The sequence below is a fragment of the Epibacterium sp. HA2-3 genome, assembly GCF_055693725.2.
On record NZ_JBVFUL020000002.1, the window covers coordinates 547639 to 569254 of the forward strand.

At 62.1% G+C, this 21616-nt stretch carries 22 protein-coding genes; 12 read left to right on the forward strand and 10 right to left on the reverse strand.

Annotated features, from left to right (window positions below; genetic code table 11):
• Positions 1–3 precede the first annotated feature (3 nt).
• Genes ACZ1HH_RS17110 through ACZ1HH_RS17125 form a run of 4 tightly spaced genes read left to right on the forward strand, consistent with a single transcriptional unit; the run spans position 4 to position 3847 of the window.
• Positions 4–1416, forward strand: coding sequence for a pyridoxal phosphate-dependent decarboxylase family protein (locus ACZ1HH_RS17110; RefSeq protein ID WP_472635471.1), 1413 nt, complete (start codon positions 4–6; stop codon positions 1414–1416).
• On the forward strand, positions 1416–2273 hold the full coding sequence (locus tag ACZ1HH_RS17115) for a fumarylacetoacetate hydrolase family protein (protein WP_472635472.1): 858 nt from the start codon (positions 1416–1418) through the stop codon (positions 2271–2273). Before ACZ1HH_RS17110 ends, ACZ1HH_RS17115 begins: the two co-directional genes overlap by 1 nt.
• On the forward strand, positions 2270–3070 hold the full coding sequence (gene hpaH, locus ACZ1HH_RS17120) for a 2-oxo-hept-4-ene-1,7-dioate hydratase (protein ID WP_472635473.1): 801 nt from the start codon (positions 2270–2272) through the stop codon (positions 3068–3070). The genes ACZ1HH_RS17115 and hpaH overlap by 4 nt, the downstream gene beginning before the upstream one ends.
• Positions 3071–3082: 12 nt before the next feature.
• Positions 3083–3847, forward strand: a complete 765-nt coding sequence (locus ACZ1HH_RS17125; protein WP_472635474.1) for an HpcH/HpaI aldolase family protein — start codon at positions 3083–3085, stop codon at positions 3845–3847.
• A gap of 43 nt (positions 3848–3890) precedes the next feature.
• Here the strand turns inward: ACZ1HH_RS17125 and ACZ1HH_RS17130 are convergent, their stop codons facing one another.
• The 4 genes from ACZ1HH_RS17130 to ACZ1HH_RS17145 form a co-directional block, all read right to left on the reverse strand.
• Complete coding sequence (locus tag ACZ1HH_RS17130; RefSeq protein WP_487320455.1) at positions 3891–5843, reverse strand: amidohydrolase family protein; 1953 nt, start codon at positions 5841–5843, stop codon at positions 3891–3893.
• 143 nt (positions 5844–5986) lie between these two features.
• Positions 5987–6310 (reverse strand): hypothetical protein, encoded by a 324-nt coding sequence (locus ACZ1HH_RS17135; protein ID WP_011537076.1) that lies wholly within the window; start codon positions 6308–6310, stop codon positions 5987–5989.
• 168 nt (positions 6311–6478) lie between these two features.
• A complete protein-coding gene (locus ACZ1HH_RS17140) occupies positions 6479–8125 on the reverse strand; it encodes a DUF4139 domain-containing protein (RefSeq protein WP_472635477.1) in 1647 nt (548 codons plus the stop codon).
• Positions 8126–8291: 166 nt separating this feature from the next.
• On the reverse strand, positions 8292–9314 hold the full coding sequence (locus ACZ1HH_RS17145; RefSeq protein ID WP_011537074.1) for an aspartate-semialdehyde dehydrogenase: 1023 nt from the start codon (positions 9312–9314) through the stop codon (positions 8292–8294).
• 264 nt (positions 9315–9578) lie between these two features.
• Between ACZ1HH_RS17145 and ACZ1HH_RS17150 the strand changes: the two genes are divergently transcribed.
• Positions 9579–10730, forward strand: coding sequence for a DUF3095 domain-containing protein (locus ACZ1HH_RS17150; RefSeq protein WP_487320456.1), 1152 nt, complete (start codon positions 9579–9581; stop codon positions 10728–10730).
• Positions 10731–10799: 69 nt separating this feature from the next.
• Here the strand turns inward: ACZ1HH_RS17150 and ACZ1HH_RS17155 are convergent, their stop codons facing one another.
• Entirely contained in the window at positions 10800–11450 is a 651-nt protein-coding gene (locus ACZ1HH_RS17155; RefSeq protein ID WP_011537072.1) for a carbonic anhydrase, read from the reverse strand.
• Between the two features lie 153 nt (positions 11451–11603).
• Here ACZ1HH_RS17155 and ACZ1HH_RS17160 point away from each other — a divergent pair, with 153 nt between their 5' ends.
• From ACZ1HH_RS17160 to ACZ1HH_RS17170, 3 genes are all read left to right on the forward strand, one after another.
• Positions 11604–11984 (forward strand): hypothetical protein, encoded by a 381-nt coding sequence (locus ACZ1HH_RS17160; RefSeq protein ID WP_011537071.1) that lies wholly within the window; start codon positions 11604–11606, stop codon positions 11982–11984.
• 131 nt (positions 11985–12115) lie between these two features.
• Positions 12116–13534: a leucyl aminopeptidase family protein gene (locus tag ACZ1HH_RS17165; RefSeq protein WP_487320457.1), complete on the forward strand. Its 1419-nt coding sequence runs from the start codon at positions 12116–12118 to the stop codon at positions 13532–13534.
• Complete coding sequence (locus ACZ1HH_RS17170) at positions 13531–14271, forward strand: C40 family peptidase (RefSeq protein ID WP_472635479.1); 741 nt, start codon at positions 13531–13533, stop codon at positions 14269–14271. Before ACZ1HH_RS17165 ends, ACZ1HH_RS17170 begins: the two co-directional genes overlap by 4 nt.
• 148 nt (positions 14272–14419) lie before the next feature.
• Here the strand turns inward: ACZ1HH_RS17170 and ACZ1HH_RS17175 are convergent, their stop codons facing one another.
• The 3 genes from ACZ1HH_RS17175 to ACZ1HH_RS17185 all read right to left on the reverse strand — a co-directional run bounded on the left by ACZ1HH_RS17175 (position 14420) and on the right by ACZ1HH_RS17185 (position 16319).
• Positions 14420–14758 (reverse strand): DUF2794 domain-containing protein, encoded by a 339-nt coding sequence (locus tag ACZ1HH_RS17175; protein WP_472635480.1) that lies wholly within the window; start codon positions 14756–14758, stop codon positions 14420–14422.
• 50 nt (positions 14759–14808) lie between these two features.
• Positions 14809–15513 carry an ArsR/SmtB family transcription factor gene (locus ACZ1HH_RS17180; protein ID WP_011537067.1) on the reverse strand — a complete coding sequence of 235 codons (705 nt, stop codon included), beginning with the start codon at positions 15511–15513 and terminating at the stop codon, positions 14809–14811.
• A 155-nt stretch (positions 15514–15668) separates the two neighbouring features.
• On the reverse strand, positions 15669–16319 hold the full coding sequence (locus ACZ1HH_RS17185; protein ID WP_011537066.1) for a TetR/AcrR family transcriptional regulator: 651 nt from the start codon (positions 16317–16319) through the stop codon (positions 15669–15671).
• 291 nt (positions 16320–16610) lie between these two features.
• Between ACZ1HH_RS17185 and ACZ1HH_RS17190 the strand changes: the two genes are divergently transcribed.
• Positions 16611–17534 (forward strand): AEC family transporter, encoded by a 924-nt coding sequence (locus tag ACZ1HH_RS17190; protein ID WP_472635481.1) that lies wholly within the window; start codon positions 16611–16613, stop codon positions 17532–17534.
• A gap of 16 nt (positions 17535–17550) precedes the next feature.
• Here the strand turns inward: ACZ1HH_RS17190 and ACZ1HH_RS17195 are convergent, their stop codons facing one another.
• On the reverse strand, positions 17551–17892 hold the full coding sequence (locus tag ACZ1HH_RS17195) for a cupin domain-containing protein (RefSeq protein WP_472635629.1): 342 nt from the start codon (positions 17890–17892) through the stop codon (positions 17551–17553).
• A gap of 228 nt (positions 17893–18120) precedes the next feature.
• Here ACZ1HH_RS17195 and fghA point away from each other — a divergent pair, with 228 nt between their 5' ends.
• The 3 genes from fghA to ACZ1HH_RS17210 are packed head-to-tail and all read left to right on the forward strand — an operon-like array spanning position 18121 to position 20913.
• On the forward strand, positions 18121–18954 hold the full coding sequence (gene fghA / locus ACZ1HH_RS17200; protein ID WP_416370127.1) for an S-formylglutathione hydrolase: 834 nt from the start codon (positions 18121–18123) through the stop codon (positions 18952–18954).
• 4 nt (positions 18955–18958) lie between these two features.
• Entirely contained in the window at positions 18959–20464 is a 1506-nt protein-coding gene (gene sthA, locus ACZ1HH_RS17205; RefSeq protein WP_011537062.1) for a Si-specific NAD(P)(+) transhydrogenase, read from the forward strand.
• Complete coding sequence (locus ACZ1HH_RS17210; RefSeq protein ID WP_011537061.1) at positions 20461–20913, forward strand: YaiI/YqxD family protein; 453 nt, start codon at positions 20461–20463, stop codon at positions 20911–20913. Before sthA ends, ACZ1HH_RS17210 begins: the two co-directional genes overlap by 4 nt.
• A 7-nt stretch (positions 20914–20920) precedes the next feature.
• Here ACZ1HH_RS17210 and ACZ1HH_RS17215 read toward each other — a convergent pair whose 3' ends face one another.
• Positions 20921–21409: an SMI1/KNR4 family protein gene (locus ACZ1HH_RS17215; RefSeq protein WP_472635482.1), complete on the reverse strand. Its 489-nt coding sequence runs from the start codon at positions 21407–21409 to the stop codon at positions 20921–20923.
• Positions 21410–21616: the final 207 nt, after the last annotated feature.

Consider the following 21616-nt stretch of genomic DNA (forward strand, 5'->3'; position numbering starts at 1 on the left):
AAAATGAACTGGACCGATTTTGCATCCTGGGGCCGCAAGGTCGCCGATTGGGCGCAGGACTATCACCTCACCGTGGGCGAGCGCCCGGTGCGCGCGCAGACCAAACCCGGTGATATGCTGACCGCCCTGCCCGAGACCCCGCCGGAACACGGCGAGGGCATGGAGACGATCTTTGCCGATTTTGAGGAAAAGGTGATGCCCGGCATCACCCACTGGCAGCACCCGCGCTTCTTTGCCTATTTCGCCTCCAACGCCGCCGCGCCCTCGGTGCTGGCGGAATTCCTGACCTCCGCCATCGCGCCGCAATGTATGCTCTGGCAGACCTCTCCGGCGGCGACCGAGATGGAGACCCGGATGATGGACTGGCTGCGCCAATCCCTTGGCTTGCCGGGGGAATTTCGCGGCGTCATTCAGGACAGCGCCTCCTCCGCCACCCTTGCTGCGGTGCTCACCATGCGCGAACGGGCCTTGAACTGGCAGGGCAATCAACAGGGGCTCGCGGGTCAGCCAACCTTGCGGATCTATTGTTCGTCCGAGGTGCACACCTCGGTGGACCGTGCGATCTGGGTTGCGGGCATCGGTCAGGCCAACCTCGTGCGCGTGCCAATCAAAGGCGACTGGCGCGGCATGGATCCCGCCGCGCTTGATGCCGCCATTGAGGCCGACAAGGCCGCAGGCCTTCACCCCGCTGGCATCATCCTCTGTGTGGGCGGCACCGGCACCGGTGCCACCGATCCCATCGCGGACTGCATCAAAGTGGCGCAAGATCACGGGCTTTACACCCATGTGGACGCGGCTTGGGCCGGTTCCGCGATGATCTGCCCGGAGTTTCGCGCCTATTGGCCGGGCATTGAGGGCGCAGACAGCATCGTCTTCAATCCGCACAAATGGCTCGGCGCGCAGTTTGACTGCTCGGCGCATTTCCTTAAGAACGCGGATGATCTGGTGCGCACCCTCGCCATTAGCCCGGAATACCTCAAGACCCACGGTCACGACGGCATCGTCAACTATTCGGAATGGTCGGTCCCTTTGGGCCGCCGTTTCCGCGCGCTAAAGATCTGGTTCCTGATCCGCACCTATGGGCTTGAGGGGCTGCGTCAGCGCATCCGCAATCACGTTGCATGGTCGCGCCAGCTTCACGACGCGCTGGCGCAAGAGCCGGATTTTGAAATCGTCACCCCGCCGATGTGGTCGCTCTGGACCTTCCGCTACGCGCCTGATGGGGCCACGGACCTCGACGCGCTGAACCTCGAACTCGTGAACAGGATCAACGACGACGGCCGCATCTACCTCACCCAGACCCGCGTGGACGGCGTGCTGGTGATCCGGTTTCAGGCGGGCGCGTTTGAAACCACCGAGGCTGACATCATGCTCGCCCATGATGTGATCACAGAACTTGCACGAGGACTGAGCTGATGCGTTTTGCCACCTACACCGCCGCGACTGAAACCTTCTATGGTGTCGTCACCGATGCGGGCGCAATCGCCCTATCGCCGGAGTTCCCCGAGTGGCCCACCCTACGCGAAGTTATTGAAAACAAAGGTCTTCACACCCTTGCCCAAGCGGCGCAGGGGCGGGATGTGACCCATCCACTCGACCAGATCACCTATCAGATCCCGGTGCCCCGCCCGGAAAAAATCATCTGCGTTGGTGTCAACTTTCCCAACCGCAACGCGGAATATAAGGACGGACAGGACGCCCCCCCCAACATGTCGCTCTTTCCACGATTTGCGCGCAGCTTCACCGGGGCGGACCGTCCCCTGATCCGCCCGCCGGAAAGCCCGCAACTGGATTACGAGGGTGAGATCGCCATCGTCATCGGCAAGGGCGGACGCCGCATTTCTGAGGCAGACGCCTATGACCACATCGCCGCAATAACCCTTTGTAACGAAGGTACGATCCGCGATTGGGTGCGCCATGCCAAATTCAACGTGACACAGGGCAAAAACTGGGACAGCTCCGGTGCCATCGGCCCGTGGCTGGTGCCCTTTACCGCGCCCGCGCAGCTTGATGACGTGCGGATCACCACCAAGGTCAATGGCGAGCTGCGTCAGGATGATCGCACCTCGCGGATGCTGTTCCCGATCCGCCGTCAGATCGCCTATATCTCCACCTTTACCACGCTGGTTCCGGGCGACATCATCGTCACCGGCACCCCGACCGGCGCAGGCGCGCGGTTTGATCCGCCAAAGTTCCTCAAACCCGGCGACGTGATCGAGGTCGAGGGTGAAGGCATCGGCATTCTGCGCAACACAGTAGAGGATGAGGCATGACGCCGGATCAACACACTGAGGCCGCCGCCCAACTGCTGCGCGCCGAGGAAACAGGCCAGCAATGCGGGCTCTTGTCGCTCGCCTATCCGGGCATGACACTTGAGGATGCCTATGCGGTGCAAAAGGCGCTGGTGACGCAGAAACTCGCGCAAGGTCGCCGCAAAATCGGCTGGAAGATCGGCCTCACCAGCCGCGCCATGCAGCAGGCGCTAAATATCACCACACCGGACTCGGGCGTGCTCCTTGATGACATGGCCTTCGCATCGGGCAGCTCCGTGCCAGAGGGCCGCTTCATCCAGCCCCGCGTCGAGGCCGAGATCGCCTTTGTGATGAAAGCGCCGCTCGCGGGCCGCGATTGCACCCACGACGACATCCTGAAGGCCACCGAGTATGTTGCCCCGTCATTGGAGATCCTCGACACCCGCATCCTGCGCGCCGATCCCGCCACGGGGCAGGCCCGCATTATCACCGACACCATCAGCGACAATGCCGCCAATGCGGGCATCGTGATGGGCTCGGCACGACATAGGGTCGACGCCTTTGATCTGCGCCGCGTCGGCGCAATCCTGAAACGCGATGGCGTGGTCGAGGAAACCGGATTGGGCGCGGGCGTCCTGGATGATCCTGTGACCTCCGTACTGTGGCTTGCACGGCGCATGGCGGACTATGGACAACAGATCGAGGCAGGCGATATCGTCCTCTCCGGGTCGTTCATCCGCCCTGTGGAATGCCCGTCCGGCACCCAGATCCACGCCGATTTCGCGGATTTCGGCTCGGTAGAAATTTCGTTTTTATAAAAGAGGTTAGATATGGCCGCGCCGATCAATCGTTTCAAAGAGGCCCTCAAGGATGGCCAGCGCCAGATCGGCTGCTGGTGCAGCTTTGGCGAGGCCGTCACCACCGAAGTCATGGGCACTGCAGGCTTTGACCGGCTGGTGGTCGATGGCGAACATGCCCCCAACGACATCCGCTCGATCCGCGATCAGCTGGTGGCGCTGGCAACCTCGCCGGCGGAACCGGTGGTGCGGGTCCCGATCGGCGAGGCCTGGATCATCAAACAGGTGCTGGATGCGGGCGCGCAGACCGTGCTGGTGCCAATGGTGGAAACCGCCGAGCAGGCCGCCGAGCTGGTCCGCGCCTGCCACTACCCGCCTCATGGCACACGCGGGGTCGGCGCAGCCGGAGCGCGCGCGACACGCTTTGGCACCACGCCGGATTACATCGCCACAGCGGATGCGCAAATCTGCGTTCTCCTGCAGGTGGAGAACCGCAAGGGCATTGAAAACCTCGATGACATCCTTGCCGTGGAGGGCATCGACGGGATCTTTATCGGCCCTGCGGATCTCTCGACCGATATGGGGCATCAGGGCAACTCTGCCCATCCCGAGGTGCGCGCGGTGATTGCGGATGCGATCTCGCGGATCAAGGCCGCGGGCAAGGCGCCGGGGATCCTTGGCGTCACCGATGAGGCCACGCAGGCCTATTCAGACATGGGCGCGCAATTCCTGGCGGTAGGGCTGGATGTGCTGGTGCTGGCGCAGGGCGCGCGGACACTGGCGGCAAAATGGCGCTGATTTGATTGGGCAGTCCACCAGTGGACTGCCCAACCCTGTCTGATCAGGGGATCAACCTGTCTTTGGCCCGCTCAAACCCCGGCGTGAGCGTCGCAAAGAGATACCCCGAGACGCAGGTCGCGCCATGGGTCGGCCCGCTGCCCGCCCGCAGCGCCACCCGGCGGCGCACCCCGCTCAGGTCCCGGGGGATTTCCCGCATCAGGGCCGCCCGGCGCAGCATCTCCGAGCCGGTGTCGATCCGCCCCGGCACCGGGCGCCACTGCAACAGGGAGCCCTCGTCGCGTTCGGAGGCGTCATAGACCACCTCATCTTCTTTGATGGTGCGCAGCACCCGGATCTGATCGATGGTTTCCGGGTCGATCGCGGTGGGATCCGCCGAAAGCACCACCAGATCCGCCAGCTTGCCCACCTCGAGCGAGCCTTTGGTGTTTTCCTCAAAATGCTGCCATGCGGGCCAGATCGTCATCGCCTTCAGCGCGGTCATCGGGTCAACCCGATGCGCAGCACCGATGATGTCGCCACTGCGGCTGCGCCGGGTCACGGTCGCATCAAGCACCCGCATCGAGTCGGGAAAGGCGACCGGCGCATCATGATGGGTGGAGAACCGCATGCCGCGTTTCAGAACCCAACCGGTGGGCGAGATATTATCCGCAGCCTCGGGCCCCACGGTGCGGTCGCGATGCCAGTCGCCCCAATAGAACGTGTGCATGGGAAAGAGCGAGGGAAAGATGTCGAGCGCCTTGATGCGGTCCACCTGATCCTCGCGCAGGAACTGGCCATGGATCAGCACCGAGCGGCGGTCGTCATTGCCGTGCTTTTCGGCCGCTGCGCCCGTTGCCGCCAAGAGCAGGTCGCTGGCGGCTTCGCCATTGGAATGGGTGAGGATCTGAACGTCGTTCTCATAGGCCCAGTCGATGGCGTCAAACACCTGATCCGGGCTGGCCGCCGGATAGCCCACATAGTCGCTGCGCATCTGCGGCGGAGGCGCATAGTAGGGTTTGTCCCGCCAGGCGGTAAACCCCTGCGGAGAGCCATCAATCGTGAGCTTCGCGCCGCCCACCCTTAGCCCGTTCTCATAGTCAAATGACTGTTCTTCCAGAATAAAATCACGGTCGATCAGGATGTCGGGATAGGCCACCACATCGACCTTCAGCCCATCCGGCTGCGCGGCCAGCGCCTGCATCATCTGCACCTGCCCTGTGCTCGCGCGCCCTTCCTGTGCAGTGGTGTAGCCATATGAGGCAACGAGATCGACGCCCGCGCGGACCATCTCGATCGAGCCTTCCGCGTCAAGCCCGCCGAGGATTCGGCCAAGCGCCACAAAATGCGGGGTTTCCTCGAGCACCCCGTCCGGGGTTTTGCCATCGGCCTCGCGCCGGATCACACCGCCAGGCATCTCTTCGCTCTCGGCGGTGATGCCCGCAAGCGCAAGCGCCGCGGTATTGGCAACCGCGAGATGGCCGGACTGATGCACGATATAGACCGGAATATCCGCCGCAACCGCATCGAGATCATGACGCGTCGGATGCGCCAGCTCGCTCAGCTGAGAGTCGTCATAGCCAAACCCGATCACAGCGCCAAAACGCTCCACCCGCTCGGGCTGAGCATCGATAAAGTCGCGTAGAATATCCTGAAGCTCGGCGATGCTGTTGCCCCGCCCATCCGGTGCGGGCAAGAGATTGGCCGCCATGGCCTGCAGACCGATTGCCGCCACATGGCCATGTGCATCCACAAAACCCGGCAGCAGGGCGGCCCCTTCGAGATCGATCACACGGGTGCTCTCGCCGCGCAGCGCCATCACGGCCTCGAGGGAACCAACCGCCGCAATGCGCCCCTCGCGCACTGCCAGGGCCTCGGCCCGCGGCGCGCTGTCGTCCATCGTCAGCACGGGTCCGCCCGTATAGATCGTGTCCGCCACGTCCTGCGCCGCCGCGCCCATGGCAACGGTGGCCGCACAGAGGGACATCAGCCCCAATTTCAGATGAGTACCCAACATCCCTGCACCTCCCAGCTGATGATCGAGATGCTTCTAGGGTCTCACAGGTGCGCCTATCGGGCAAGGCACAACCAAAGATTGCGGAACTCAACAGGTGCAAAAGCCGCTCACGTTCCCGAGCGGCCTTGCCAATTTCCGGCGGATCAATGCGCCTGCATCGGCGCGCCAAAACGCTTTTCAAGCTCCGCGCGCGGATGCCCCAAGAGCCCAAAGGTGCAGATTTCAACCCGACTTTGGAGATCCACCAAACGCAGGCGGCCTTCGCGACGCTTCATGTCAAACCCTTTGCCGCGCAGCAGTTCACGCAGGGTCGGCCAGCTGTCCGCGCGGTTGAGCGGCTCGCTCAGATTTGCGCGCAGGAGCATCATCGATTCCGAGTCGAGGCGCTTGCGCGTGCTTGCGCAACCCCAGGGGGTCTGTCCGTAGGCCAGGTCTTCGTTGTCGGTCTTGTCATCACGATAGGTCATCTCTTCACCCTCTCATCCACTCCGGGTTCAGATTACCCTGGGGCGTGGCGAAAATGGGGCGTTCAAAGGTTGGGTCCGGGGCGCAAAGGAAGAGTTTGATATACTTTAGAACGAGCGCGCGGGCGGTGTCCTGCGGGTTGCAACAGGCCGGCGACCCGCGCGCGACGCTCAGCGCAGGACCATGCCTTCAGGCCAGCTCAGGCGGGTCTTGAGGCTGATGGTGCGCGTCTCTCCTGCCGACACATCGAGATCCCAGGCGAGGATTCCGCGCTGTTTGTCGACGTTTTCCTCGGAGGGCGCGGGCGTTGCAGACCATGTGATTTCCAGATCCTCCTGTTCGCTGAAGGGCACCAGATCAAGCACCCGCAACGGCCAGACCTGACCGGTGAGGTTTTCCACCTCGATCTCCGCCACGGTGTCACGCTGGTTGCTGCGCGAGATCACGCCGCGCCCGCCTTCGCTCTGATCCAGAAGATCCCGTTTGATGCGCAACCCATCAATGGGGCCAAAGCCCAGATCCTGCTCGGCCTCGGGGGTCAGCCCCACGAAATACCCGGACCCGATCAGCTCTCCGTCGACAAGAAAGCGGCTGTTGGCGCTGGCCAGCAATTCCTCGCCGCTGGTGTTCACAATGCGCGCGATGCGAAAGGCGGTGGGATCGCGGCGCGGCGCTGCACGGGCGGAGACCTCAGCGCTAAAGGTGACGTCCGGAAGGTTCAGATAGGCCAGCTCCGCCCCGGAGCGCAGGCTGACCGGCACGTCAAAGCTGTAAGAAACCCCCGCCTCGCTGGCGACGGCACCAAATGACGAACCGGCTTCCTCAACTATAGTCGGGGCCTCGACTGCCAGCTCGGCGACGTCGCTCATCACTTGGCTCTCTGATGTGAACCGCTGTTTGGCCTCGTACGCGTCCTCAATCCAGCGCCGATTGGGGCGCAGGTCATGCGGATTGATCCGCTGATCCGGCGTCGAGGTAGAGACCCGCAGTGCCACATCCACCCAGTCCTCGCCGGTGGCCTGCTGGATCATCACATCCCGGCGCAAGGTAACCTGCGGCCTCACCCCTGTTTCCAGATTGAACTCGTAAGACGGCCCCCATGACACCGCATCATTGGGGTAGCTGAGGCTGAGCGGCACCGTCACCTCCTCATCCGCCTCGACATCCAACGCGAGGAACATCTGTTCTTCATCCTGCTGCGACAGCGCCTGAAGCTCCGCCTGTGCACGGGCCAGATCTGCTTTGAGATCCTTCATCTGGCGCTGAAACCCGCGCTCCTGCGCTTTGGCCCGCAAAATGGTTTCGCGCGCCTCGGCGGTTTCCTCGCGCACCGTGCTCACCAGAGCGCGCAACTGATCGGGGTCGGGCAGTGCCGCTCCCTCGCCCCGGTTAAGGGCACTCAGAAAGGCGATCGCTGCCTCGGCGCCCTGCGCCGCCAGTCGCGCCTCCTCTGCGGTCTGGCGCAGCGCATCTATCTGGTCCTCAATCTCCGCCACCCGAGCCTCAGCCGTGGCCTGTTCGGGGGTCGCGGCCTCCTCGAGAACCGGAAAACTCTCGCGCAGGTACAGCCCGACCCGGCGCACGCCGGGATGCGTCACCTGCAGGGTTTCCACCTCATCCACAAAGGGCATTCCCGTGATGATGATCCGGTGACGGCCTGCGGGCAGCGTCACTTCGGCGGTGCGGGTCATCAATGCCTCGCTGGGATAGACGGTCACCGCGCTGACGCGGCTTGCGGCGGTGAAGGTCTCCGCCAATGCGGTCGTGGACAACAGGGCCGCAGCCCCAACAAGGACGGAAGAGAGAACAAAGCGCATCAAAATCACCGAGCTGACAATAGGATGCACCGAGCGTCTTCTGCTCGGGAGGAAAACGCAAGAGGCGCCCCAGTGGGACGCCTCTCGATAGTCATGTCTTTGCCGATAGAAGGTCTCTCACCGTCCGACCGAGAGGTCAGGCGTTGCCCTTCTCTCTATCTGGCGATCAGCCCTTCTTCAGGACTTCACGGCCCAGAAGCTCTGCGATCTGCACCGCGTTCAGCGCCGCGCCCTTACGCAGGTTGTCCGACACACACCACAGGTTCAGACCGTTATCCAGTGTGGAGTCCTGACGGATGCGGCTGATGAAAGTGGCAAAATCGCCAACGCATTCTTTCGGTGTCACGTAGCCGCCGTCTTCGCGCTTGTCGATCACCATGATGCCCGGTGCCTCGCGCAGGATGTCGCGGGCCTCGTCTTCATCAAGGAAGTCCTCAAACTCGATGTTGATCGCCTCGGAATGGCCCACAAACACCGGCACGCGCACGCAGGTCGCGGTCAGCTTGATGGACGGGTCCACGATCTTCTTGGTTTCCGCAACCATCTTCCACTCTTCTTTGGTGGAGCCATCGTCGAGGAACACGTCGATATGCGGAATCACGTTGAAGGCGATGTCCTTGGGGTAGACCTTGCGCTGGTAATCGTCGGTCGGATTGTAATGCGCCTTGGTCTGATCCCAGAGCTCGTCGATGGCGTCCTTGCCGGAGCCGGAAACAGACTGGTAGGTCGAGACCACAACGCGTTTGATCTTGGCGCGGTCATGCAAGGGCTTCAGCGCCACAACCATCTGCGCGGTGGAGCAGTTGGGGTTGGCGATGATGTTCTTCTTGGAATAGCCGTGCACGGCCTCCGGGTTCACCTCGGGCACGATCAGCGGAATATCCGGGTCGTAGCGATAAAGCGAAGAGTTGTCGATCACGACACAGCCCGCCGCCGCCGCCTTGGGCGCGTATTTCTTCGTGGCGTCCGAACCAATGGCAAAGAGCGCCATGTCCCAACCCGTGAAGTCAAAGGTGTCGAGATCCTGGGTCTTCAGGGTCTTGTCGCCAAATGTGACCTCAGTACCCAGCGAACGACGGGATGCCAGAACGGCAATCTCATCCACCGGGAACTGGCGCTCGGCCAGGATGTTCAGCATTTCACGGCCCACGTTCCCCGTGGCGCCGGCGACAACGACGCGATAACCCATGTTAGTTTCTCCAATTCTGTCCGGCCCCATGACCGGCTCGCGGTGTGATATAGTTTCTGCGCCTGCATTAAAAGGCGCGATTTGGACCAAAACTGCGCGGACGGCGGTTTTGTTCCACATAAATTTCGCTTTTCATGACAAAAGTCCCGACGCGGTGCGGTTTCAACCTGTCACAGCTGCGCGAGCGCAGCTTGTCGCAGCGGGTTTGCGCGCCAGTTCACGGTTGATTATTGCCAGAATTGGCAGGTTTAAAGAAGGCACGCCATGACCCGCGCGGACCCGTTTTATGACTCCCTCCAGAAGGTTCAGACCTTTGAAAATCTGACTGGCGGCACCCGCTTCACCCCCTTGCCGGAGGAATGGTACGTGGGCTGCTGCGATATTGTCGATTCCACCGGCCTGCTGGCACGCGGGCAGTATAAAACCGTCAATATGATCGGCGCATCGGCGATCGCTGCGCTGATGAATGCCTTTGACCATGCGCCTTTTCCCTTTGTCTTCGGCGGCGATGGCACGTCGTTTGCGGTGCCGCCGCATCTGGCAGATCGCGCGCGTCAAGAGCTGGCAAAACTGCGCGCCTGGGTTGCACAGGAGTTTGATGTCGCCTTGCGCGCCGCCCTTCTGCCGGTGGCGGACCTGCGCGATGCAGGGCGGGATGTGCGGGTGGCACGCTTTGCCGCCTCCTCACACCTGGATTACGCCATGTTTGACGGCGGGGGGCTGGCGTGGCTCGAGGAAGAGATGAAAGCAGGCCGCTACGAGATCCCTGCTGCCGACCCGGTCGCCCCCCCTGATCTTGAAGGGCTCTCGTGCCGCTGGGACAATGTGCCCGCCGTCAATGGCGAGATCCTGTCACTTCTGGTGCTGCCGCATGCCAACACCGATCCTGCTGCCTTTGATGCTCTGGTGGCACAGATTCTGTCCGAAGTGTCCCAGACCGAGCGCGCCGGCCATCCGCTGCCGGCCACCGGTCCCAAGCTCAGATTCCCACCGCCCGGACTTGGGATCGAAGCCCGGTTGCTGCGCGGCAATGCCCCCGCAATTTTGCGCAAATTGATGCTGTTTTTTCAGTCCGCTTTTGCGGGTCTGATATTCCTGCGCGGGCGCCCGGCCGGGTCTTTTGACCCGACGCACTACCGCAGCACGATTGCGACAAACGCAGATTTCCGAAAATTTGACGACGGTTTGAAGATGACTCTGGACTGCGACGCCAAAACCCGCACAACGCTCGAGCGTTTGCTGAAGCAGGCGCAGGCCGAGGGGGTCGCGCGCTATGGGTTGCATGTTCAGGCCGAAGCGCTTGTGACCTGCATCGTCCCCTCGCCCTTGCAGGACGACCACATGCATTTTGTCGATGGCGCATCAGGCGGCTACGCGCAGGCTGCGCAGATGCTCAAGGGCGCCGCGCGGGACTGACATGCCCTGCCCCTGCGGCCCGCCCCGCGAGGTGCGATCCGGCAGGATGCGCGCGATCTCGCGCTATGTTCAGACCTGAAGAAAGCTGTTTGATTTTGGGTCGTAGCACTCCAGTCCGCCCTCCCCAATGTCGGTCCAAAGCCCGTGCAGGCTGAGCTCTCCCGCCTTTACGGCATTGTCGATAAAGGGAAAAGTCATCAGGTTCTCGAGGCTCGCCACCACCGCCTGACGTTCAAACTGGCGCGCTTGCTCATCGGGGTCTGCAATGTCTTCGACCGAGGCAAACCGGGGCTTTAGAATGTCCATCCAACGCCCCACGAAACTGGTCTTTTCCTCAAGCGCGGGCGCATGGCCCTTGCACATGTCGATACAGCCCTGCACGCCGCCACATTGCGAGTGACCGAGCACGATCAGATGCGCCACCTTGAGCACCGTCACCGCATATTCCACCGTGGCCGAGGTGCCGTGATGGTCGCCATCGGGCGCATAGGGTGGCACCAGATTTGCGATATTGCGGTGGATAAAGAACTCGCCCTGATCGGCGCCAAAAATCGAGGTCACATGCACCCGGCTGTCGCAGCAGGAAATCACCATGGCGCGCGGGCGCTGACCCTCTTTGGCGAGCCGACGATACCAGCCCTGGTTCTCCTCATAAGAGGTGGCCTTCCAGCCGTGGTAACGAGTTACCAGGTAGTGCGGCAGGGGCTTTGCGTAATCCATGAGTTCACCTCGGGTTGTCGACTGACGGGGTTGATAACCGCAATTCTCACCAAATTCGAGAGATTTACGCAGCGCTTGGAAACCTTTTGACAACCAGTGCGGCGCAAATTGGACGCATGCCGTGGGGGCATACCGAATACGGGGTGAATTGTGGTGGCTAACATACTGACAGTCAAACATAGGGAAAACGTCCATCTGGACCCGAAAAAGCTCAGCGAACTCTATTCGCAGCTTGGGGAAACCAGTGCCGAAGACGTGGTCTGTCGCGCCATTGAGGAGCTTGCCGTGCGTTTGACGCATTGCGAACGCCTGTGGCGCCAGGACGATATTGATAATCTGCGCAAGAGCGCGCGCTCGCTGATCGCGATTTCCGAACAGATCGGCATGATGGCCATGGCCAATATTGCGCGCGATGTAACCGACGCCATTGATGCCGATGACTCACCGGCGGTGGCGGCAACATTGTTCCGCCTGATCCGCGTGGGAGAAAGCTCTCTGACTGCGGTTTGGGAACAACACGACCTGACGGTCTGACGGACTCGCCGCCTGAGCGGCGCATCCATGTAGGTTTAAGGTTCGGCCCGGTTGGGCTTGCGGCGGCGGCTGCGACGGATACTCTGGTGGCAAGAGGTGATAGACCCAAGCCATATTAAGAGGACCTGTCCATGCAGCCCCATTTTGCCGTGCCCAATCTGGCCGTACCGACCTTTGCAGCCGCAACCGATGCGGCCCTTCCCCTTCACATCGTGACCGAACGCACGCTGGACGCCTGGCTTGCCGAACAGGACGGCGCCACCGCAGGCTGGGCGCGCAGCATGGGATTTCGCGCGTCCTGGGGCCAGGTGGTTGTTCTGCCGGGACCGGATGGCAGCCTTAGTGGCGCGCTGATCGGCGCAGGCACCCCCAAGAGTCGCCAGCGTCAGCGCTTCCTGCTGGCGGCTGCGGCGGCCAAACTGCCGGAGGGCACCTATGCGCTGGCCTCTGAACTGCCCGCAGATCTGTCGCTCGAGGTTGAGTGTTTTGGCTGGCTCATGGCGCAGTATGCCTTTGATCGCTATGCCAAAAACACCGGTGCCAAAGCACGACTTGTGGCCCCGGATGGCGTGGACGCAGCCCGGATCGAGGCGATGGCGGCGGGCGAGACCTTTACCCGCACGCTCATCAACACGCCCGCCGAACACATGGGACCCGCAGAGCTGCAAGAAGCGGTCGAGTCGCTGGCCGAAGCCCATGGGGCAGAGGTGCGCAGCATTGTGGGCGCGGATCTCCTTGCGCAGAATTTTCCGCTCATTCACACGGTGGGCCGCGCGGCCGAGCGCGCGCCGCGCCTGATCGATCTGCGCTGGGGCAGCGAAGGCCCAATGCTGACGCTGGTGGGCAAGGGGGTGTGTTTTGACACCGGTGGTCTCAATCTCAAACCCGGGGCCAGCATGGCGCTGATGAAGAAAGACATGGGCGGGGCCGCCAATGTCCTGGGCCTTGCGCATATGATCATGGCGACGGGTCTCAAGCTTCGGCTGCGGGTGCTGATCCCGGCGGTGGAGAACGCGATCTCCGGCCCGGCCTTCCGCCCGGGTGATATTCTAACCTCGCGCAAGGGGCTCACGGTCGAGATCAACAATACTGATGCCGAGGGGCGGCTGGTGCTCGCCGATGCGCTGGCGTTTGCCCAGGAAGAGACGCCCGATCTGCTGATCTCAATGGCGACGCTGACCGGTGCGGCGCGGGTGGCGGTGGGGGCCGACATAGCGCCCTTCTTCACCGACCGCGAAGGCGATGCGGTGACCCTTTCGAGCACGGCGCAGGACGCGGCGGACCCGGTCTGGCGCCTGCCCTTTCACGACGCCTACGAGGCCATGATCGAACCCGGGATTGCCGATCTCGACAATGCGCCAGCAGGCGGCTTTGCCGGGGCAATCACAGCGGCCCTGTTCCTGCGCCGTTTTGCGGATGAGGCGCGCTACATGCATTTTGATGTCTTTGGCTGGAGCCAGTCGAACCAACCCGCCCGCCCGAAGGGCGGCGTCGGTCAAGGCACGCGGGCGCTTTATCAGGCTCTGCCAGAACTGCTGGGTCTGTCATGACCCGCGCCCGCATTGACCGCCCCGTCGTCGATCTCTGCGCGGCTCCTGCGGGCGCCCGCGATCGACAGCTGCTGCTTGGCGACACCGTCGAGATCCTCGCGACCTCTGACGGCTGGTGCCACCTGCGTGCCGAGAAAGACGGCTATCAGGGCTGGGTTCCGGGGACCGCCCTGGCAGAGCCATTGACGCCGACCCACTGGGTCAGCGCCCCGGCGACCCACGCCTACACAAAGGCGGATTTCAAATCGCCGGACCTTGTGTCGCTCAGCCTCGGAAGCCAGGTGGTGGTGAGCGGTTCTGAGGGGCGGTTTGCACAGACTGATCAAGGGTTTGTGCCACTGGCGCATCTCATGCCGCTGGCGCAGCGCGCATCCGATCCCGTGGCCGTGGCCGAAACGCTTTTGGGCACACCGTATCTCTGGGGGGGCAACAGTCGCTTTGGCATTGATTGCTCGGGGCTGGTGCAGCTCTCCTGTCATGCCTGCGCGATTGCCTGCCCCGGTGACAGCGGACCTCAGGAAGCCGCGCTTGGGCAGACCTTGCCAGATGGCACCCCCTATGAGCGGGGCGACTTGTTGTTCTGGAAAGGCCATGTGGGCTGGGTGCGCGACCCGCTCACGCTGCTGCATGCCAACGCCTTTTCGATGGCAGTGACGCTGGAGCCGCTTCAATCCGCGATCACCCGTATCGCAGAACAGGGCGACGGGCCGGTGACGGCGCATAAACGCCTGACCTGACACCTGTCGGGAGCCACTCAAATCGACTGCGTGATGTCGAGGCGGTCGGATCGCGCAGCGATCCGATCCGGGCCGTGGCCGCGCGGAGCCGAGGGCTCCGCGCGGCCACGGCCACCCTTCACCCCGAAGGAATCTGTGGCGCGTGCGGTCAGTCCACCACTCGGATCAGTTTACGCTCCAGCACACGCAGCACCGTTTTCAGATCATTGCCGCGCTTGAGGATCTGCCCATCCATGCCCACCACGGAGTATTGCCCCTGCCGATTGCGCAGCTTTGGGTGTTTTTCGATCCGGTAAAGCGGGTTTTCAGCGGTGCGGCGAAAGACAGAAAACACCGCCATCTCGCGCAGATGGGACAAGCCATAGTCGCGCCATTCGCCAGCGGCAACCATTCGGCCATAGAGCGACATGATCACGGAAAGCTCACGTCGGTGAAAGACGACCTGCTCGGGCGATGACGGGAATGCGCCGGTGTTTTGTTGGTTCATGCCTTCAAGGTCAGCCTATTTGCGCCGCAAATCAAGCCCATTTTAACGCTTTAACACAGCAGCCCGGCCACATCCGCCCCGATCCCCAACCGCGTATGCAGAGCGCGCTGGCCAGGGGCTGTCACCTCCAGTCCGCGTGCGCGCTCCGCCCCATTCACCGGGCGGCGCAGCCAGCCCGCCTCCAGCGCGTGGGTCAAGATCTGCCGCCCCATGCCCCCCGCGATGTGCAACCGCCGTTCGGTCCAGTCCATACAGGGACGGGCAAAAGGCGCGCGCGTGGAACCCTCCGGGAGACAAACACCAAGCGCTGCCCAGATTTCACCCGCGACGGGATGAAACCCACCGCCTTCCTCGCGCAGATGCCCTCGCGCAATCAACGCATCCGTCATCGCCACCGCCAGCGGTCCGGCAAGATGGTCGTAACAGCTGCGCACCTGCGCAAGCCCCCCCGCCTTGCGCTTTTGCGCACGATAGAGACTGTCGCGGGGCGCAATAGCGGCCAGCTGCTCGAGCGCCTGGGCGATCTCGGGCCCCGCCAATCGGTGAAAGACACAGCGGCCACGTTTCTCCGCCACCACGAGGCCCGCATCCTGCAAAAGCCGCAGATGCGCCGTGGCCGTCTGCGGCGTCACGCCGGCGGCGCTGGCAAGCTCCTTGTTGGTAAAGGACCGCCCCTCCATCAGCTCGCAGAGCATCCGGGTGCGGCTGGCATCGGAAATCGCCTGCCCGATGATGTCAAAACGCGGTGTAACCATATGCTGACCCTAGCGGGAATGGCAGCCCTTGCCCAACGCAAAGACTTCGCCCAGCGCCGAAGTGTTCGACGTCGCAGAGGTCACATCAGACCCATGGCGTCCAACCGCTCGCCTCAGCTCCGTCTCTGGCCCGTGTTTGACCCGTCTCAGGTCCGTCAGGGTCGATCAGAGGCGGCGTCCCCGGCCTGAGAAACGCCATAACAGGCGAGGAACATATCCACGGCACCCTCGGCCACGCGGTTGATCTCGGAGTCCGTCACGCTGTCGCGCAGATTGAAGATCATCCGCGGGAACAGATCCATGCGCAAAAGCGCCGCCCATTGTTCCGCCGCCAGATCAAAATCCTCGATCCGCAACTCCCCGCGTGCGGTTGCGGCCTGCAGGTATTCCTTGAACCTCTCGCGCTCCACCTTCGGGCCACTGGCAAAGAACTCACGTCCAAGATCCGGGAAGCGCTCGGTCTCTGCCACGCAGATCCGATAGATCTTCTGGCCCACATCCGACAGGATCACCCGCAGTATATGGCGCGCAACCTGCGTCAGCACCTGGCGCGGGCTGGAGCCGGCGGGGATGTCGAGCTGCTGGGTGGCGTGGCGGGCGCACTCGCTATGCGCCACTTCCATGAACAACAGGCGTTTGTCGGGGAAATAGCTGTAAAGCGTCGCCTTGGACACGCCTGCCTCGCGCGCGATATCGTCGACGCTCGCCCCTTCAAACCCGTCTGTCAAAAAGACCTTGCGCGCCCCATCCAGCACCTGGTCAAACTTCCGCCCTCTGCGCACCGCAGAAGCGTGTTGGTTCGTCACTCTGTCCACCCTCCTCGCACGCAGCCGAGGCCGTCCCTTGCCTCTTGGTGTGGCTGCGTTCCACATCCGTCTTCTGCATTCCACCGCGCCGCGGAACCGGCGATTGAAGACCGATCCAGAGGGGTGCGCCCGCTCTGCGGCTCAACCCGCCTGCGTGGCAAGTGGCGGCATGCAGTTCTTCAGCCATAGCGCACTCAAAGCCAGCAGGAAAGCGACACTCGCGTGATCTGGCGGGGGCGGGGCTACAAAAAGTCTTTTTCTTCTGGTCAGCTGACGTTACCAATCCCCGATATGGCTGAGATTTTCTTTCGCACGCTTCCGTTCTTTGCAATCATCGGCCTTGGCTATTGGGCGGGGCGGACACGGTTTTTTACCGATGAGGCGACGGCCTATCTGACGAAATTCGTCTTTTTCTTTCCTCTCTCCGCGATGATCTTTCGCTTTGCGGCCAATCTCTCGGTCACGGAGATTTTCGACCCCAACCTGATCCTTGGCTATCTCGCCGGGACCCTTGGTGTCTATCTGGTGGCGACCGTGGTGGCGGTGCTGAGGCGGCAGGACATGTCGACCGCCGCCGTCGAGGCCCAATGCGCGGCCATCGGCAATGTCGGCTTTCTTGGCATTCCGATGATGGTGATCCTCTTTGGCGAAGCCGCCGTCGGGCCGATGATGCTGGTGCTCGCGGTGGATCTGGTGGTGTTTTCTTCGCTGATCGTGGTGCTCATCAACGCGCATCGGGGTGCGGGTCTCAGTCTGGGGACATTCAAGCTAGTGGGCATAGGGCTGCTGCGGAACCCGATGATCCTGTCGATCGTTGCGGGGCTGGCCTGGTCCGCTGGTGAAGTGCCGATCCCGGCGCCGATGAATGACTTCCTCGCCATTCTGGGCGGGGCCGCGACACCCGGTGCGCTCTTTGCAATTGGCGCCTCGCTTGCCTCCAAATCCGCCGAGCGGGTGGAGGTCGCAGGCTGGCTCTCTTTTGCAAAACTGGTGTTGCACCCCCTTGGTGTCGCAGCGGGTGTCTTGTGGCTGATGCCTGTCACGCCGTTTTCAGCAGCGGTGGCGATTTCCGCCGCCTCGCTGCCGGTTGCCGGCAATGTCTACATGCTGGCGCAACACTATGGCGTTGCGCCGCAACGGGCCTCGGCTGCGATCCTGATTTCGACCGTGGTTTCAATCGTGACGGTGCCGCTGGTGATCGCCTGGGTGTCGTGACGACAGGTCCGAGGCGTCACAGACGGATCACATAGTCCTTGCGGGTGGTTTCAAGAACTTCCCATGTGCCCTTGAAGCCCGGACGCAGGATGAAACTGTCGCCTGCGCTCAGCGGATATTCGGTGCCATCCTCACTGGTGATGATGGAGCGCCCTTCGAGAATGCGACAATATTCCCATTCATCATACGAAATGCGCCATTTGCCCGGCGTGGACTGCCAGATGCCGCAATATAGCCCCTCCACCTCCTCGACATTCCACGTTGTGAAGACGGGATCACCAGCCAGCAGCTTTTCCGGCGCGGGGCGTTCCTCTTCGGGGGTGGCTGCGGCGGGGGTGAGGCGTTCAAAGAGGGTCATCTGGTCTTCCTTATGCGTCATGCGTGCGCCCTGTTCTCCATGCTTGCGCGCGCCCTGTCCAGCCTCGGCGGGCAAGAGAGTCGCGCTTTGGAAACGCGATCTTCAATCAATCGCAACCTTCTGGCGCAAAAAGGGTTCAAGGCGGCGTCCCGGCTCTGGATTAATCCGCCGCACCCCGTTAGCGATGGGCCAACACCGATTTCGAGGAGAGCTTGGATGGAACCGTCACTGGAAACCGTGTCCGAAAACCGCGCCTTTGGGGGCGTGCAGGGTGTCTATCGCCACAAAAGCAGCAGCACCAATTGCGAGATGACTTTTGGCCTGTTCCTCCCCGAGGAGGCCAAGGACGGCCCCGTGCCCGTGTTGTGGTATCTGTCTGGCCTGACCTGCACGCATGAAAACGCCATGACAAAGGCCGGCGCGCAGGCCTGGTGTGCCGAGCAGGGGATCGCCATTGTCTTTCCCGACACCTCGCCGCGCGGCGAAGGCGTTGCCAATGACGAGGCGTATGATCTGGGACAGGGCGCTGGGTTTTATGTGAACGCCACCCAGGACCCCTGGAAGCCGCATTTCCAGATGTGGGACTATGTGGCCGAAGAGCTGCCCGCGCTGCTTGGCGCCAATTTCAACCTCGACATGTCCCGTCAGGCGATCACCGGACACTCCATGGGCGGGCACGGCGCGCTGACACTGGCGATGAACCTGCCGGGTCGGTTCCGGTCCGTTTCCGCCTTTGCGCCGATCTGCAACCCCACCAACAGCGACTGGGGCCGCAAGCAGCTTTTGGCCTATCTGGGCGATGATGAGACCGCATGGGCCAAGCATGATGCCACGCTGTTGATGCGCGAAGCAGGGTTTGACGGCCCCGTCCTCATCGACACCGGCACCGCCGACCAGTTCGGGGATCTCTTGAAAACCGAAAGCCTGGCCGAAGCGATTGCCACCCGCCGTCAGGAGGCCACATTGCGGATGCAGAAGGGCTATGACCATAGCTACTTCTTTGTCTCCACCTTCATGGAGGAGCATGTCTCCTTCCACGCCGACGCCCTCTATCGGGAGTAACATCATGACCGAGACCACGCCCCAATATGACTATGACCTGATCGTCATCGGCTCCGGCCCCTCCGGCCGCACCGCCGCCATTCAGGCCGCCAAGCTCAAGCGCCGCGTACTGGTGATTGACCGCAAGGATCGCCTAGGCGGGGTCTCTGTCCATACCGGCACGGTGCCCTCAAAGACCCTGCGGGAAACCGTGCTGAACCTTACCGGCTGGCGCGAGCGCAGTTTCTATGGCCGCGCCTACCGCGTGAAGGACCAGATCAAGGCCGAAGACCTGAAGGCCCGCCTGCATATGACGCTTGATCACGAGGTTGACGTGCTCGAGCACCAGTTCAACCGCAACCACGTCGATATGCTGGCGGGCATGGCGCATTTCACCGGCCCCAACGAAGTCGAGGTCGAAGTCGAGGCCGGCGACACCACCCGCGTCACCGGCGAGAAATTCCTAATCGCCACCGGCACCCGCACCTATCGCCCCGACAGCGTGCCTTTCAACGGCACAACCGTCGTAGACGGTGACGAGTTCCTCGAAATGGCAGAAATCCCTCGCTCGCTCATTGTGGTGGGGGCTGGCGTCATCGGTGTCGAATACGCGACCATGTTCTCGGCGCTTGATGTACGTGTCACCCTGATCGAGCCGCGCGACACCTTCCTTGATTTCATCGACCGCACGCTCATCCAGGAGTTCACCCACCAGATCCGCGAAAACGGTGTTGATCTGCGGCTGGGGTCTGCGATCGAGAGCATCGAAGACGAAGGCAGCCACATTGAGGTCACGCTGGAAAACGGCCGCCACGTGCGTGGCGAGATGCTCTTGTTTGCCGCCGGGCGCATGGGCAACACGGATCGCCTGAACCTCAAGGCCGTTGGGCTTGAGACGGATCATCGCGGCCGCCTTGAGGTGGAGCGCAAGACCTATCAGACCAAAGTGTCCCATATCTATGCCACCGGAGATGTGATCGGCCATCCATCGCTGGCCTCCACCTCGCTGCAACAGGGGCGGGTTGCGGCCTGTCATGCGATGGATGTGCCCACCGTGCCCGAGAGCCCCTGGTTCCCCTATGGCATCTACTCGGTGCCGGAAATGTCCACCTGCGGCATGTCCGAAGAAGAGCTGAAAGAGCGCGGCGTCCCCTATGAGGTCGGCATCGCGCGGTTCCGCGAAACCTCGCGCGGGCACATCATGGGGCTGGAGCACGGCATGCTGAAGATGCTGTTTTCGCTCAAGACCCGCCGGGTGCTGGGCGTCCAGATCGTCGGCGAAGGCGCCACCGAGCTTATTCACATCGCACAGGCGGTGCTGAACCTCAAAGGCACGGTGGATTATTTCGTCCAGAACACCTTCAATTATCCGACCCTGGCCGAGGCCTATAAGATCGCCGGGCTTGATGCCTTCAACCGGATGCCAATCCCGGATGAATACAAGGACCTGCGCGCGCCCTCAAAGGCCAAGAAAGCCCCGGCCAAAAAGACCGAGACCAAATCTGCGGCCAAGGACAAGGCGCCAGAGTGAGCGCGCTCTACATTGACGCCGACGCCTGCCCGGTCAAAGCCGAGGCAGAGCGTGTCGCCACCCGTCACAAGTGGCGCATGTTTGTGGTCTCGAACGGGGGCCTCCGGCCCTCGCAAAACCCGCTGGTGGAAAACGTCATCGTGGATGCAGGCGCGGATGTGGCCGATATGTGGATCGCAGAACGCTGTGGGCCGGGCGATGTGGTGGTGACGGGAGACATCCCGCTCGCCGCCAAATGCATCGAGGCTGGCGCGCGGGTGCTGCGCCATAATGGTGAGCGCTTTACCGAGGCCAATATCGGCCAGCAACTGGCGATGCGTGACCTGATGGCCGACCTGCGCGCCGCCAATCCCCTGGGCATGCAAGGCGGCGGCAAAGGGTTCTCGAAGGCGGATCGCTCGCGGTTCCTCGACGCCCTTGAACGCGAAATCCGCGCGGCGAAGGGCTAGGTGACGATTAGAAATCGTCGTAGTTTAGGCCTTCACTCCAGTCCTCAGTATAACTGGAGATCCAATCTTCAAAGCTGGCACCTACTTTGTCGAGGGTACCGAAGTCATTATCCCAGAAATACACAGCTGCCGTGTTTCCCTGCCCGCTGGACAAGTCGCGCATATCATACACGAATGAGCTTCCAAGACTGTCTGAGGCAATTGGCAGAAGATACTCTGGCAATCCGGCCGCGTGGCTCAATGGAGTATAGTCCACAATTTCAGACGGCGAATAGAGATGGTTCAGATCATGGAGGTCGGCTTCTCTCTCAACAATTGCATCCAGCAAGGCTAGGGTTGGGCGGGGCAATCCTGCTGCAAGAACCGCGGATTTGTAATCGGCAGGAAGCGATAACTGGAGCGACATCTCTGCGATCTGGAACTCAGATGCCGCAACATGTTCAGGCGGATGGCTCGGGTTCGTCCATTGCAACGCAAATGCGAGCAGCGCGTCCATTCTGAAATCTCTTATAGAACAATATCTTTATCAGAATTCAGTGTCCCGCGAACGGCGGCGCCTGTCAAACCCGATACTGGGAAGTCATGAAAATATGCCACATGCCGAAGGGCATGCGGGGGTATCCGGGACCAATTATTGTTTCGCCGGAACCAGCTTCAGTCTTTCTTTGTGTCGTAAGCGCTGATCCAGCGCATAGGTCAATCT

Excerpts from the sequence above, each read along its gene's own strand:
- ACZ1HH_RS17115 (WP_472635472.1), top strand. The coding sequence starts at position 1,416 with ATGCGTTTTGCCACCTACACCGCCGCGACTGAAACCTTCTATGGTGTC.
- ACZ1HH_RS17215 (WP_472635482.1), bottom strand. The coding sequence starts at position 21,409 with ATGGACGCGCTGCTCGCATTTGCGTTGCAATGGACGAACCCGAGCCAT.
- sthA (WP_011537062.1), top strand. The coding sequence starts at position 18,959 with ATGACCGAGACCACGCCCCAATATGACTATGACCTGATCGTCATCGGC.
- ACZ1HH_RS17190 (WP_472635481.1), top strand. The coding sequence starts at position 16,611 with ATGGCTGAGATTTTCTTTCGCACGCTTCCGTTCTTTGCAATCATCGGC.
- ACZ1HH_RS17145 (WP_011537074.1), bottom strand. The coding sequence starts at position 9,314 with ATGGGTTATCGCGTCGTTGTCGCCGGCGCCACGGGGAACGTGGGCCGT.
- ACZ1HH_RS17130 (WP_487320455.1), bottom strand. The coding sequence starts at position 5,843 with ATGTTGGGTACTCATCTGAAATTGGGGCTGATGTCCCTCTGTGCGGCC.
- ACZ1HH_RS17155 (WP_011537072.1), bottom strand. The coding sequence starts at position 11,450 with ATGGATTACGCAAAGCCCCTGCCGCACTACCTGGTAACTCGTTACCAC.
- ACZ1HH_RS17135 (WP_011537076.1), bottom strand. The coding sequence starts at position 6,310 with ATGACCTATCGTGATGACAAGACCGACAACGAAGACCTGGCCTACGGA.
- hpaH (WP_472635473.1), top strand. The coding sequence starts at position 2,270 with ATGACGCCGGATCAACACACTGAGGCCGCCGCCCAACTGCTGCGCGCC.
- ACZ1HH_RS17140 (WP_472635477.1), bottom strand. The coding sequence starts at position 8,125 with ATGCGCTTTGTTCTCTCTTCCGTCCTTGTTGGGGCTGCGGCCCTGTTG.
- ACZ1HH_RS17180 (WP_011537067.1), bottom strand. The coding sequence starts at position 15,513 with ATGGTTACACCGCGTTTTGACATCATCGGGCAGGCGATTTCCGATGCC.
- ACZ1HH_RS17175 (WP_472635480.1), bottom strand. The coding sequence starts at position 14,758 with ATGAACCAACAAAACACCGGCGCATTCCCGTCATCGCCCGAGCAGGTC.
- ACZ1HH_RS17165 (WP_487320457.1), top strand. The coding sequence starts at position 12,116 with ATGCAGCCCCATTTTGCCGTGCCCAATCTGGCCGTACCGACCTTTGCA.
- ACZ1HH_RS17125 (WP_472635474.1), top strand. The coding sequence starts at position 3,083 with ATGGCCGCGCCGATCAATCGTTTCAAAGAGGCCCTCAAGGATGGCCAG.
- ACZ1HH_RS17150 (WP_487320456.1), top strand. The coding sequence starts at position 9,579 with ATGACCCGCGCGGACCCGTTTTATGACTCCCTCCAGAAGGTTCAGACC.
- ACZ1HH_RS17110 (WP_472635471.1), top strand. The coding sequence starts at position 4 with ATGAACTGGACCGATTTTGCATCCTGGGGCCGCAAGGTCGCCGATTGG.
- ACZ1HH_RS17170 (WP_472635479.1), top strand. The coding sequence starts at position 13,531 with ATGACCCGCGCCCGCATTGACCGCCCCGTCGTCGATCTCTGCGCGGCT.
- ACZ1HH_RS17195 (WP_472635629.1), bottom strand. The coding sequence starts at position 17,892 with ATGACCCTCTTTGAACGCCTCACCCCCGCCGCAGCCACCCCCGAAGAG.